Source organism: Sorangium sp. So ce367 (assembly GCF_051520455.1).
In the GTDB taxonomy this organism is placed as follows: Bacteria; Myxococcota_A; Polyangia; order Polyangiales; family Polyangiaceae; genus Sorangium; species Sorangium cellulosum_B.
This window is the reverse complement of the sequence record NZ_CP150334.1, coordinates 9,409,025-9,423,154: the sequence shown is the minus strand read 5'-3', so window position 1 is coordinate 9,423,154 and position 14,130 is coordinate 9,409,025. Positions and strand designations below refer to the sequence as shown.

The window sequence follows — 14,130 nt, the reverse complement described above, 5'->3', positions numbered from 1 at the left end:
CGACAGCCCCGCGGGCGTCAGGGGGTGTAGATCTCGACGCTCCCGTCGTAATTGCCCACGTTGAGCACCCGGCCGTCTGCGAGCAGGAGCATCATGCCGCGCAACGTATAGGGCTGGTCCATCGGCCCCGTCGTGGTCCACGTGTTCGATACCGGGCTGTAGACCTGGGTGCTCCGGAGCATGCCGCTGCCGTTTCGCCCCCCCGCGATGAGCACCCTGCCGTCGTTGAGCCGCGCCGCGTCGTGCATGGATCGGGCGATGATCGCAGGACCGGCTGACCAGGAGTTCGACGCCGGATGATAGATCTCGGTGGTCGACAGATAACTCGAGGCATCGCGCCCTCCGACGACCAGCACGTCACCGCTGGCGAGCAGCGTGGCGGTATGTTGTCCGCGAGCGGCGGTCATGTCGCTCGCAGCCGCCCACATGTCGTTCGTCGGATCGTAAATTTCGGCGGTCTTGGTATAGCTATCGTTGCTATTGCGCCGGCCTCCGGTGACCAGCACCTTGCCGTTCTGGAGCAGCGTCGCGGTGTGAGCCTGACGGGGAACGACCATGGGCCCGGCCGTCGACCAGATGTTGGTCGACGGGTTGAAGAGCGCGGTGGGCGCCTGATCGTTGTGATTATTGGGATCTCCCCCGGCGACCAGCACCTTGCCGGTCTGAAGCAACGTCGCGGTGTGGGAGGTCCGGGCGAAATCGAAGCCCGCGGGTCCCACCGACGACCACGTGTTGGTGGCGGGGGTGTAGAGCGCGGCGCTCTCCAGCGCAGAGACGTCCTCAAAGCCCCCCACGACCAACACCTTGCCGTTCCCGAGCAGCGTCATCGTGTGCCATGTTCGGTCCACTGGCATGTCGGGCGCGGACGTCCAGGTGTTGGTCGTCGGGTTGTACAGCTCGGCAGTATTCTCGGGGTCCTCGTCGTCATCGTCGTCGTATCCGCCCGTCACGAGCACCCTGCCGTCCTGGAGCCGCACCGCGGCACCGGCGGGGTGGGCCATGGCCATGGGCGCGACGAACTTCCATGTCTCGGCGTCGAGGTCGTAGAGCTCGGCGCTCGCCAGGTACCCGGTCGCGAGGCCGTCGTGCCTGAAGCCGCCCGTGATGAGCACCTTGCTCAAGCCCAGCGGCGTCGCGGTGTGCTGAGTGCGCTTGCTGCCCATTGGCTTGACGGCGATCCAGGTGTTGGTCGCCGGATCGTACATCTGCGCGCTGTCGGTCTCCGTGCTACTCGCGGTGGTTCCGCCCGTGACGAGCACCTTGCCGCTCAGGAATCGAGTCGCCGTGTGGGACATGCGGGGGGTGGTCATCGACGCGACCGGGGTCCAGGTGGGCGGCGTCCCCGGGGTGTAGATCTCGGCGCTCGAGAGCTCGTGAGAGTTCGAGTCGGCGCCGCCTACCATCAGCACCCTGCCGTCCGGAAGCAGCGTCGCCGTGTGCTTGTTACGGGCAACGCCCATCGATCCCGCCGCCGACCATGTGTTGTTGCTCGGGTCGTAGAGCGCCGCGCTCGTCAGGTAGGCGGCATTGCGCCCGCCCGCGACGAGCACCTTGCCGTCGAGGAGCCGCGTCGCCGTGTGCCCGCTGCGGCTCGTGGTCATGAGCGCGGCCGGCGACCAGCCATTGGACCCGGGGGTGTAGAGCTCGGTGCTCGCCAAGTAGGTGGAGCTGTCACTCTGGCCGCCGATCACGAGCACCTTGCCGTCCTCGACCGGCGTCGCGGTGTGCCCGGAGCGCGCCACGGTCAGGCTCCCGGCCGCCGACCAGCTGTTCGTGTTCGGGTCATAGAGCTCCGCGCTCGCGATCGGCACGTTGGAGGCGTTGCTGCCGCCCGCGATGAGCACCCGGCCGTTGCTCAGCCGCGTCGCCGTGTGGTAGCGGCGGGCGGTGGTCAGCGACCCGGCCGGCGACCAGCTGTTCGTGTACCGGTCATAGAGCTCCGCGCTCGCAACGACAGCGCCGTTGTAGCCGCCCACGATGAGCACGTCGCCGCTCGCGAGCACCGTCGCGGTATGCCCGCTGCGCGCCGTGCTCATCGCGGGCGCCCACGTCCAGACCGGGTCGATCAGCGCCGGCTCTCCACCCGCGTCGGCCCACAGCTCGATCGTCGCCCCGCGCACCTCGAGGCGCACGGCGATCGGCCGCCCGCCGCGCGCGTACGCCGCCGGTGCCGTCACGCGCAGCCGCGCCGCGCCGGCCTCGTCGACCACCTCGACCGCGTCGCGCTGCTGCCGGAGCGTCGCGCCCTCGACCTGCCACACCGCCGCGGGCGCATCCGCGCGCGCCACGCCCGCGTCGAGCAGCAGCCACTCCTCGTAGCCCGCGTCGATCGCCGACCAGAACGACGTGCCGCCCTTGCGCGGATACGCCACCGCGCGCTCGGCGAGCTCGCCCTCGCCTTCGGCGTCGAGCTCGCGCACGCGCGCCTCGAACCCGCCGGGCAGATGAAACCGGATCTCGCCCTCGCCGCGGGCCGGCAGGGCGGCGTGCAGCCCGCCGCGGCGCAGCAACGCTGCCTCGATGTCGAGCTCGCGGCTCGGATCGCCGAGCGAGGCGAGCGAGAAACCGCCGTTGACCGCGACGAACGCCTCGCTGACCTCGAGGACCTGCGCTGCCTGATCGGGGAACTGCTGCCGCAGCTTGACGCCTGCGGGCGCTTCGGCGCCGCAGCCGGCGCCGCAGGCCAGCAGCGCCCCACCGAACAGCCATGTCGATAAGATGAATAGCCACCGTTGAAATGGTGATTGAAAACGCATCGCGGATCTCCTCTTGAACCACCGGCGCCTGGAGACGGCAGGCCCCATGTGCGCGTACGCGCATGCAGAAGGCGTACCTGCCCATGCACGTGGAGAGGCGCGCCGCTCTCTCGCCACCCCGCTCTACGATGCTCGTCGGCGCGGTCGCCTGGCCCGTCGCAGGCTGCTGCCCGCTGCCGTCACGTGGCTGGCGCGCGCCTGCGCGCAGCGCCGCCCCCTCGGGCCGGCGCTGCCGCCTCCAGGGCGTCCACGTGACATGTCACGCCGCGATCGTGACATGTCACGTGACATGTCACGCTGCCCTGGGGTCGGTGAAGCATCTCGCTCGCAGGCTGCCGGGCGAACACGCCCCTTCGAGCCGTGGACAAGTCGTTGCGCTCGTTCAGCTCCCGGCCGTGCGGGCGAGCCCCTTCTGGGTCGCCTAGAGCCTCGCTCAGCTCGACCTCGATGACCGCTGTTGACCGGCGTGGCCGCGGGTCATGATCTGGTTCGTTGTGCACGCGGCGCGCAAGGAGCACGAGCCGCCCCGCCGGCGTCACTTCAGGCGAAGGTAGAACTCCGCCACGCCGAGGCGGTTCATCGAGCCGGCCGGACCGGCGGTGATCGCATGTTGACCGGCGACCAGCAGACCGGGCCCGGACAGCGCCTTCATACCGCCGTCGACCTGCTTTTCCGTGGCCCCGGACGCGGACAGAAGATCGAGGCCGTCGAGTGAACCGCTCAGGTTGGTGTTCAGGCTGTGCTCGGAGAAGGAGGGACAGGGGTACGTCACGCACACGATCCCGCTGCTGTCGACCCGAGAGAAGTGGCCCTTCGGCGCATTGCCCGTCACCCCGAGCCAGATTTCGCTGGCGATGAGGACGTCAGCCGGCCGCGACTGCAGGTCGCCCAGCTGGACCTGCTTCAGGCCGCCGCGGACCAGCGCCTGCCCGGCGCCGAACGCCTCTCTGGCTTTGGCCTCGGTCGAGCGATCGAGCCCGAGCCCCGAAAGATCCAGCTCGAACATGTGGCATTCTTCTTGCCAAGTTCCATCGGCGCAGCGGGTCACGCTGGTGTTGACGCGGGCGACGAAATGGCCGCCGCACATCGGCGCGGCGCATCTGCGGTAATCAGGATGGGTCGCGATGAAATAGTCCGCCACGGCGACCTCGGCCGCGGCCAGCGCGCCGACATCGTCCTCGACGTCGAGCTCGGCTTGGGCGAGATCCCCTGCGACGCCGCCCTCGCGCGGGGCTTCGCAGGCGAGCGCTGGCGCGGCCAGCACGCCGAGCAGGGAGAGCAGCGAGAGGCGATGATGGGTGAGGTTGAACATGGGTGTTCTCCAGGAGCGGACACAGGTCGACGTGGATGCGAGCGCCTCGGCCGGTCCGCAGGCTCGAGGCGCCTTCATGGGCTTCCACGCGTCGAGGGGGCGAGCTGTCGCGAGCGCGGTACGCCCCTGCCGCCCTGCCACCTGCTCGCCGTGCTTCGCCCGGAGACGATCGCCTCCAACGAATGAATGTAGTGTGCTAGCAGACCTGCCGAGTGAAAAGCTGGTCGGAGCAGGAATTCGACGAGCAACGAGGCGTCGTGAAATCGACCTGAAGTGACGTGGATTGTAGGGGACTGTCCCCCAAGCTCATCGGTGCTTTACGGAGAGCTTGACGAACTATGCTGGCACGGGATCGCGCGGTTCCCGGCCACGGTTCCCGGCCGCGGTTCTGACTCGGATTTTGCCGTTATTGTTGCTCGCGCATCCACGTCCCCCGTGCGCCGTCACCGAGCGCCGCGGGGAGCATCCGATCTCGGATCGGAACCAGGGTTGGCTGGTCGCATGAGGGTCGGTCGCAGCGAGCTGCGCGCTACCTCGGCTTCTTCGCCACGACGAACGCAACCATCCTCCCGCCACCGACCTCCCGCTCCTCGATGTCGACGAACCCTGCCTCGCGCATCTCGCGGAAGATCGTCTCGCGATCGTAGCTGTGGACGATCGGCGCCTTCCCGAACCAGCGCATCACCGCGATGATCGCGCCGTAAGGTACCCAGGTGCCGCCGAGGCAGACGTTGGACGAGATGAACGAGCCGCCGGGCTTGAGGAGGTCGAAGATGGTCTTGAGGGTGCGCCGCCGATCGGGGACGAGGTGGAGGATGGAGTAAGCCCAGGCGCTGTCGAAGTGCTCGGGCTCGTACGGGGTAGGCCCGTCCAGCGTCCCCTGGCGAAAGGTGACGTTGGTCGCGCCCTGGGCCTGCTTCTTCTGGTTGGCGATGCGGATCATCTCGCCCGAAACGTCCATCGCGTGGATGTGGCCGGCGCTCGGCGACATCTCCAGGGCGAGCGAGCCGGTGCCGCAGCCGATCTCGAGGACCGTCGAGCCCGGGCGCAGGTGCTCGCGGGTGATGGCCTTCTTGCGCTCGAAGGCGGTGACGTTCGCCACCGGCTTGGCGGCGTACTTCTCGGCGAGGTCGTCCCAGAACTTGGCGTCGGCGGTCGTCATGGTCGACGAATCTACGCACGCGGCGCGCCTGCGCCCGGTTCAAGTTCGTGACGCAGGGGCGCAGTTTCGCGCCACCCCTCGGCCTCGCCGCGAAACAGCGCCGCGCGCGCTGTCAGCGCCGCGGTGATGCCCTCGCGCGCGGCCCGCAGGCGCGCGTTGTCCCGGAGGTCGCGGTGGCTGAGGAGCCAGAAATCGGCGACGTGGCGCAGGTCCGGCCTCGCGAGGCGCTGCAGCCCGGGCTCCGGATCGCCGGCGTACGTGGGCAACATCACGAAGCCGAGGCCCGCGTGTGCGGCCTCCACCATGATCGCCATCGACTCGAACGTGCCCCAGAGGGGAACCTCGGGATAGCTCGACGACGCGACGAGCTCCTTGACCATCCTGTTCACGGTGGATCCGAGCCAGCGCGCGGGGCGCGCGCCGCGCTCGGGGTCGAGCCGGGCGGCGTGCGCGGTCGCGACGTAGTTGCAGAGGGTGATGGGGACGAGCCGCCGCCCGATCAGGTGCTCCGGCGGGGACGCGCCGGGCAAGAGCGCGCGCACCGCGACGTCGGCCTCGCGCTTCGACAGATCCAGGTTCTTGGCGTCGGCATCCAGCTCGAGCTCGATGCCAGGATGCTGCTCGCAGAGGCCGGCCAGGGCGCGGAGGAGGATCTTCGCGATGAACGGGTCGGTGCAGGTCACCCGCACGGGCCCCTCGAGCCGCGCGTCTTGCCCGGCGAGGCCGCGCTCCAGCGCGGCCATCTCCCGCTCGACGCGCTCCGCCCCCGCGACCATCTCGTTGCCCGCGTCCGTCAGCTGGTACCCGTCGCGGTGCCGGTCGAACAGCTTCACGCAGAGCCGCGCCTCGAGGGCCTCGACCCGCCGCGCCACGGTCGAGTGGCTCACGCCGAGCATCGCGCCCGCCGCGCGGACGGAGCCCGTTCGAGCGAGCGCGAGAAAATGGCGCACGTCATCCCAGTCCACGACGCCCGCCAGCATACCCCTCGCGGGCGGGCGCGGCAGATGCAGATGCAGACACGAGCCGCCGTGACCGAGGGCGCCGGGGCGCCGCGGGTCGACCTGGCGGCCCAGGCGCGCGTCAGGAGGCCTGCGAGGAAGAGGACCGAACGACCGGGGGCTCGAAGGAGCGGGAGGCGAGCGCGCTCTTCGGCATGAGGAGGACCAGCATGAACGGCCGGTGGCCATCGCGCTCCTCCCCGGTGAAGCGCACAAGGGCGTCACCGCCGCGAGCCCGGAGGCTCGCGCGGACGATGTCGAGCCCGACACCTCGACCGGCTACTTGACCGATCGTCTCTGCGGTCGAGACGCCGGACAGGAAGATCTGGTCGGCCAGGGCTTCGTCGGGCAGCCCGTGAACGCCCGCCCGCCGACGCAGCTTCTCGAGCGACAGTCCCCTGCCATCGTCGAAGATCTGCAGCTCGATCGCGCTCGGTCCGCTCCGCATCCGAACCTCGATGCGGCCCTGCGCCGGCTTGCCGGCGAGCTCTCGCACGTCGGGCCTCTCGATGCCGTGATAGAGGGAGTTGCGAAAGCACTGAACGAGGATGTCTTTCACGAGTCCCGTCCAGTCGCTGGCCAGCTGCGCCTCGGCCTGCTCCGTGAGCACCGCGGGCGCGGGCTTCCCGAGCTCCGCGGCTAAGCTCGGCAACATCTCGCGCGTCTCGTCGACCAAGCGCGCCACCGACGTCGGGTCGAGGCGCGCGAGGACTCCACGCAGCTTGCGCGCCAGCTCCTCGGCCGCGCCGGTGGGAGCGGCCGTCGCGACCAGGCCACGGATGTCGTGGAGGACACCCTCGCTCCGTTCATCCAGCCTCCTGATCACGGCCGTCAACCTTTGCTGGCAAACCGACTCGTATTCCGCGACGGTTCGCTCGACGGCGTCCAGTTGCTCCAGCAGCTCGTGCCTGTCGATCGGCTGCTCTCGCTCCCGGCGCAACGCCTGGCAGGCGTGCTCCGCAGCGTGCAGGCAGTCCACCAGGTGCGTGAAGCCGTGCAGGCGAGCGTTGCCTTTCAGGGTGTGCAGGTTGCGCAAGGCGGCATCACAGAGCTGCTCGGAGCTCTCGACGTGCGGCCCGAGCGCCGCGCGATTCGCGGCGAGCAGCTCGCGACAGTCGAGGCAGAACGCTCGTGTGGTCTCGACGCCGCGATCGAGCGCCTGCACGATGATGTCGACCTCGCGCTCCTTGTTGCGCGCCGCTTGCCTCAAGCTACGCAGCAAGGTCACGTCGCGAACCGTGACCAGCAGGCGCTCCACCTGCCCCGCCTCCGACTCGATGAAGTTCCAGGAGATCTCCAGGAACTGAGGTTTGCCGCCGGGACCCGTGCGCTCCACGTCACGGATCAGGTGATGGGTGTTCATCGCCGCCAGCCATTGCTCTTGGCCGAAGGCGCAGGTGAGCGCTGCCTCTGCCGCGCTCCACGCGTCCGGTCGCACGTTGGAGCCATCGAACAGCAGCGCGAGGCAGTCGCGACCGGCCAGCTCGGCATCGCCGAGGATCTCCGCCAGTCGTCGAGAGTATCCCGGTTCGACGCGCCGGTTCCGGTCGATGGTGAAGACGCCCTCGTCCAGATTGTCGAGCATCGAAGCGATCTGACCGTTCTTGAGCGCCAGCTCCTCGGTGCGCTGGGCCACGCGTCGCTCCAGGCTCTCGTAGAGCTGGGCGTTGTAGATCGAGATCGCCGCCTGGCTGGCGATCACCTGCAACGCGGCCAATCGATCGAGCGTGAAGGCATACGCGCTCACGTTGTTCTCCACGTACAGCGCGCCCAGGACGTCGCCCTTGCGCATGATGGGAGCGCACAACACCGAACGCACGCCCCGCCTTCGAACCTGCGGGTCCGCCTGGAAGGCGCCGGCCTTCGATGCGTCGTCCAGCGTGACGGCCTCTCCCGTGCGCAGCACGTAGCTGACGACGGTGGGGCACAAGAAATCGGCCTCCGGGTACTCCACGCGCCGCGAGAGGTTCGTGATCGGGCGCTCCACGTGAGCGCGCGCCTCCACGTAGTACGCGCGATCGGCGTCGTCTCGCAAGACGAGGCAGCCGTGCTCTGCCCCGGCGTTCTCGATCAACGTGGCCATCAGCGCGGCGAACAGCCGCTCGGTCTCGACCTCGACGAAGATGCTCTGCGTCGCCTTGAGCAGGGACGCGCTGTCGAAACCCTGGCCGGCCACCATCGCGCCGCGCGGCGTCGCGATGTCTCCTCTGACGGTATCCGCCAGCAAAGCGGGGTGCTCACGCGCCAGCGATTCGAGCTTCGCCGTGGCGCCCCAGTCCGCGTAGAGCCGGTAAGCCGTCTCCAGGCATGCCCTGGCGTGAAGGGGCTCGTCCAGCGATAGCCACATCTGGGCCTGGTGCTCGTGGACGAGCGCCCGCAAGTGGATGAACCCGTCTCCGGCCGTCCTGATCGCGTCGCGGTAGCGGGCGAGCACGACCTCCAGCGGCTTCCCCGTCACGCGCGCGTGCTCGGCGGCCAGGAAGTGAGCCTTGTGAGCGAAGTTCTCCGAGCACAGACGGGACCAGGCCTCGAGCTGCTTCAGGTTCTCCTCGACGACAGCGAGCAGGGCCTCCCGCGCCTCCGGGCCTCCTTCGCGGCACGCCCTCGCCGCCAGCAGCCCTTCCAGGAGCTTGTAATCGGGGAGCGAGAACTGCCCCGACGCGATGATCAAGAACTCCCGGGTGAACTCCATCCACTGACGCGCCGAAGCGAAGTCGCCCAGGATGAAGCTCGTCATCATCTGGGCTTGCCCGTAGGCGTAGCTGTACTGGGTGCTCTTCTCGGCGACCACCACGGCGGTCGCTTCGTTGTCGGCCGCGGCGACGGCCTGCTTCTCCGATTCGCGCGCCGTCAATCGAGCGACGGCTCGCTCGACAACCAGCGCATCGACCAGCTGACCTGCCGCCGAAATGTGCGTCAGGTACCGCCGCAGCTCCGCTACCTGCTCGCGGCAGGCCCGCAGCCGCGCGCCAACCAGGAACGAGCGCTGGGCGCGATCGTTCTTGGCGTAGGCGACGTGCTGCAGGTCGCCGAGCATGAGCCCGCTCTTCTCGCCTCGGTCGTAGACCGCGAACAGATCCCGGTAAGGCGCCTTCCAGTGCGCAAGGAAGCCCACGAACACGAAGCACACGCCCGACTCGACCGGGGTCGGCGAGAAGCGCTTCAAGAGCTCGAAGGCAGCCAGGCCGATGCGATAGGCGGCATCGTAGTCGCCCAGCATCGCGAGGAGGATGATGCCGCAGTCAGCGAAGTTCTTGCACGAGACCGCGTTGACGCCGCGGCATAGCGCCAGGTCGAACATGATGAGCTCGGCCAGGAAGAACAAGGGCGGATAGGTCTGAAACGCCGGAGGGATCACCTGGGCCAGCAGCTCGAGGACCAGGCGCGACTCTGCGTCCTCTGCCGTCGGAAGAGCCGGCAGGCCCTCGATCGTCACGCGCGCCAGGTGCGCTTGCAGCTTGCCGATACCCTCACCGATGCCCTGGTTGATCTCGTCGGGCGCCTCCGGCAAGCGCACGCCGAACTCGGCCAGCGCCGCGCGCACCTGGGCCACGGCGTCCAGCATTCGCCCGCCGTGCTCGAGGATCCGGGTCTTCAAGACATGAACTCGGCCGCGCGCCAGGCGGTCGGGGGCGACCCTGAACGCCTCCTCGCAGAGCGCTTCGACCTGCGGATCCGCCAGCACGAACGCCGTCTCGGCGCGCGCGAAGATCGCTCGAAAGGCCAGATCCGGCGAACACTCGCCCTCGCAGCTGGCCAGCAGGTCGACGGCGATCTCGGCGTGGGTCCCCGCGATGCTCCACGCGCCGCTCTGGAGCGCCTGGTGACTCGCGGTCAGGTTGAGCTCCACGAGGTCGAGGCGCTCTTCTCGGTCATGGATCACGCGGCGAGCGGCGTTCAGATGATGAAGGACCTCGAAGATTCGACTCGGCGCGCGATCGCTCCGCAGGCGCTCGCGCAGGATCCGTCCGATGCGACCATGAGCTGCCACACGCTCCGCGTCGCTGGCGCGTGAGAGCGCCGCCTGCTGCACGCGCGAGTGTTCGAAGGCGTACGATGCAGGCTCGTGGCTCGGGCCAGGCGCTGACGGATCCTCTCGCGCCTCGACAGAGACCTCGGACAGGAGATGATGGGCCAGCCCCTCCCGAACGAGCTCGAGACAGGCCGCGAGCGGTCTGTCCACGGCCTCCGACAGGGTCTGCAGATCGAAGCGCATGCCGAAGCACGCTGCGGTAGACAGCAGCCTCGCCGCCTCGGGACCGAGGTCCTCGAGGCGAGCCGCCATCAACGCGCCGACATTGTCGCAAGCGGGGTGCCCCTCCGCGCGCTGCACGTCAGCGGACCATCGGCCGCGCTCGACCTCCAGGCGCAGGATGCCCTGTCGATGCAAGGAGACGAGCAGCTGACCGATGAAGAACGGGTTACCGTCGGTCTTGCGCCTCACGATCTCCGCGAGCCCACGGGCTTCGGCGACAGGCGCGCGCAGCGAGCGAGCCACGATCTCCGCGACCGCCTCGGAGGACAGCGGCCCGAGCGGCAATGTCAGCACGACCTTGTTCGCCCGGTGCAACGCTCTCTGCAGGTTCAGGAGCGTCGGTACGTCACTGACGTCACCGCCGCGGAACGCGGCCAGCGCCATCACGTGACTCGAGTCGGGATTCGTCAGAATGGCAGCCAGCACCTCGGCGGAGGCGGCGTCGAGCCACTGAGAGTCGTCGAGCACGAAGGCGAGCGGACGCTCCGGCGTGGCGAAGATACGGATGAAGGAGAGGAAGACATGCTGCAACCGGCGCTGCGCCTCGATGGGGTTCAACGCGACGATGGCCGTCGAGGGACCAGTGACGCAGGAGAGCGCCGGCACCAGCTCGGTCATCATGCTTGCGTTGTGCCCCAGCGCCGCGGTCACGCGCTGCCGCAGCTCCGTCAGCTCGGCTTCGGAGAGCGACAGCAGGTCCCCTGCCAGGCGTCGTAGCACCTGCGCCAATCCAGACAGCGGCACTGCCTGAGATCGCTCTTCGAACGTCGTCGACAGCAGGCGCGCCGGCGCTCCGCCGTGCTGTCGCAAAAACTCCGCGAGCACGGCGGACTTGCCGATGCCCGCGGCTCCTGGCATGAGCACGAGCAGCCTCTTGCCGGAGCACACGTCGTGGAGGGCGCCTCCCAGCGCCGACAGCTCGGCGTCGCGTCCCTGGAGGTCTCGACTGACCATGAATTGACTGGAAACGTCGTTCACCCCCAGGACGACGGCAGGGAGGGTCTGCGTTCGCCGGAAGCTCTCACAGAGCGTGGTCAGGTCGCTCAGCAGCCCGTGATCGCTCTGGTAGCGCTCGTCAGGGTTCTTCGCGAGCAGCTTGGACACGAGCTGTGCGAGGACTGGCGGCATGTCGGGCGACAGCTCCGTGACGAGCGGAGCGCGCTTGGACACGTGCGCATGAGCCCAGCCGATGGCGTCGCTCGCCGCGAACGGCAGCTGGCCCGTCAGCATCTGGAAGAGCGTGACGCCCAGAGAATAGTAGTCTGCTCGGTGATCAGGGCGACGGTTGAGGCGGCCCGTCCGCTCTGGCGCGACGTGGGCGAGCGAGGGCGCGAATTCGAAAGCGGCGCCGCTCGCCGCGTCCCCGGAGACCGCCAGGAGATCAGCAAATTCGACACGTCGAGTCTCGAGATTGACCAGGAAGCTGCCATGGCTCACGTCTTCATGAAGCAGCCCCTGCTCGTGCAAGCGATGCAGCAAGCGAGACATGCCGAGCGCGAGCTCCAGGCACGTTCCGACCTCCAGACCCTTCGCGGGAATCTCGAGCGGCGCGCCTCCGAAGTCCTCCATGACGAGCGAGAGCTCGCCGTCCACCTCGCGCACGCCGCCGTCGATCGCGAGCGCGCCGATTCGACGCCACATCTGCAGCTCGAGCTCCAGGACCCGGCGCGGCTGAGCGACTTCGTCCCGGAGCGAGTGCAAAAGGACGCTCGCGCCGGAGGTCGCGCGGCGCGCGCGCCGCCAGATGCTGCGCGGCAAGACGGCCACGGTTTCCGTGATCTGATAGGCGTCCTCACCGAGGTGCGCTTGACTGTTTCGGTTCATTGATTTGCGTCCCGCTCGCTTTGGTCGGCCGACGCTGGTTCTGCCGTGTGCTCGAGAGCGGCGCTCCCCCTGATGGCTGAAGGACACAGCGCTTCGTGACCCCCCTGCCGGGAGCCGCTCCCCCGCTGCGCCCCCGTCGCTTCCCCGCTCTCCTCCTGGCGCCTCCCGAGGGAGAAGGGTCGGCGGCGCGCTCCGGCCTGACGACGAGAACTCGACGAACCAACGCAGGGAGAAGGAAATCCAAAGCCTTCCGAAACGTCAAGCGCCAACTGCGGGACCTTGCCCCGGCCGGCGGCCCGTTCGTCGCTGCGATCTGGCGCACACTCGTGAGAAAAAGCGACGCTATATCAACGACTTGACCCATGCATGCAAGGACGCCCCCGTCACGCCGCAGCCTGCGGGAGCTCGTGCCTGCCGTGCGCTCGGGCGCGGCGCACCCTGCGCGCTGCTCGCCGCCCGCCGCGCCCTCTACCCCGCGCGAGCTCGGCAGCCTCGGCGACGGGCTCAACGCCAGGAGATACGTGCCACGGTGATCGTGAAAGGGGGCCCTCGGGAGCCCCACGAGCTCGCTTTAGAAGTCCCGGTAGTCGACCTTCATCTGATCGTAGGGAGCGATCATGCTCTCGATGACATCGCCGTTCGGCGCGAAGATGCGCTCGTGCCACTCGGTCGGCTCCCAGATGAAGGTGCCGAGCCCGCGCTTGTCCGGGAGGTTGAACATCAGGTCGTTGGCCGCGCGCTTCTCCCACGAGTACTCCGCCACCACGAACTTCAGGTCGGGATAGCGCTTCACGAGATCATCGAAGTTCGCCTTCCACCCCGAGGGCGGCCCCTGGTACTCGGTGTAACAGGACTGGCCGAGCACATCGAACTTGACGCCCTGCCCGAGCACCCCGTCGACCCACCAGCGCGTCGCCGCGTTGTCGTCGCAGCGGTCGAGGTGCAGCATGACGGTGATGGTGTCGTCGGCGTCCTTGACGCCCTGGATCCCGGCCTTCAGGAGCGAGCCCAGCCCCTGGAACGCCTGCCCGGTGACGAAGCCGTCAGGCCACAGCAGCCCCTGCGGGATCTCGTTGCCGATCTGGACCATGTCCGGGCGCGCGCCGGCGGCGCTCAGCTGCTCGATCGCGTCCCGCGTGAACTCGCGCATGGCGCTCGCCAGCGCGTCGCCCTCGAGATCGGTCCAGGCGACGGGCTTGTGTTGATCGTCGGGGTCGGCCCATACGTCGCTGTAGTGAAAGTCGAGCAGGAACCCCATGTTCGCTCGCTTCACGCGCCGCGCCATCTCGATCGTGTGCTCGAGATCGCAGAAGCCCTCGCGCGAGTAGGGGTCGTCGTCGACGGCCGCGTCGGCGTACACCGCGGTCGGGTCGTTGAACAGGCGCAGGCGGATCCAGTTGAACCCGTGCGCCTTCAAGATCTCGAGGATGTCCTTCTCGACGAGCTCACCCGTCCGCGGATCGATGTCGCGGAACACCTTGCCTCCGGCCTCGCGCTCCTGCACCCAGGAGATGTCCGCGCCGAGGATGAAGCCCTGGGGCGCGCCCGGCGTCCCGTCGCCTCCGCTCCCGCCCGTGCCCGCGCCGCCGGCGCTCGCGGAGGTTCCACCCGCGCCGCCGGTGCTCGCGGAGGTTCCACCCGCGCCGGCTCCGCTACCGCTCGTGCTGGCGCTCGCGCCGCCCGCTCCGCTCCCCGTGGACGCCTCGGCGCCCGTCGATGCGGCCTGACCGGCGCCGCCCCCGCCGGCCGCCCCGGCCCCCGAGCTCTCACCGCACGCGGCGAGCGCCGGAAGCAGCGTCACCACACCCATCCATCCCAGCGTC

General features: G+C 68.9%; 6 protein-coding genes. All 6 read right to left on the bottom strand.

Annotation, left to right across the window (positions count from 1 at the left end):
* Positions 1–17: 17 nt before the first annotated feature.
* Complete coding sequence (locus WME97_RS35770; RefSeq protein WP_437544370.1) at positions 18–2,756, bottom strand: kelch repeat-containing protein; 2,739 nt, start codon at positions 2,754–2,756, stop codon at positions 18–20.
* A gap of 535 nt (positions 2,757–3,291) precedes the next feature.
* Positions 3,292–4,068, bottom strand: a complete 777-nt coding sequence (locus tag WME97_RS35765) for a DUF6748 domain-containing protein (RefSeq protein WP_437544368.1) — start codon at positions 4,066–4,068, stop codon at positions 3,292–3,294.
* A gap of 529 nt (positions 4,069–4,597) precedes the next feature.
* A complete protein-coding gene (locus tag WME97_RS35760) occupies positions 4,598–5,230 on the bottom strand; it encodes a class I SAM-dependent methyltransferase (RefSeq protein WP_437544366.1) in 633 nt (210 codons plus the stop codon).
* A gap of 11 nt (positions 5,231–5,241) precedes the next feature.
* On the bottom strand, positions 5,242–6,180 hold the full coding sequence (locus WME97_RS35755) for a LysR family transcriptional regulator (RefSeq protein WP_437544364.1): 939 nt from the start codon (positions 6,178–6,180) through the stop codon (positions 5,242–5,244).
* Between the two features lie 130 nt (positions 6,181–6,310).
* Positions 6,311–11,971: an AAA family ATPase gene (locus WME97_RS35750; protein ID WP_437555556.1), complete on the bottom strand. Its 5,661-nt coding sequence runs from the start codon at positions 11,969–11,971 to the stop codon at positions 6,311–6,313.
* A gap of 907 nt (positions 11,972–12,878) precedes the next feature.
* On the bottom strand, positions 12,879–14,108 hold the full coding sequence (locus WME97_RS35745; RefSeq protein ID WP_437544362.1) for a glycosyl hydrolase 53 family protein: 1,230 nt from the start codon (positions 14,106–14,108) through the stop codon (positions 12,879–12,881).
* Positions 14,109–14,130 lie beyond the last annotated feature (22 nt).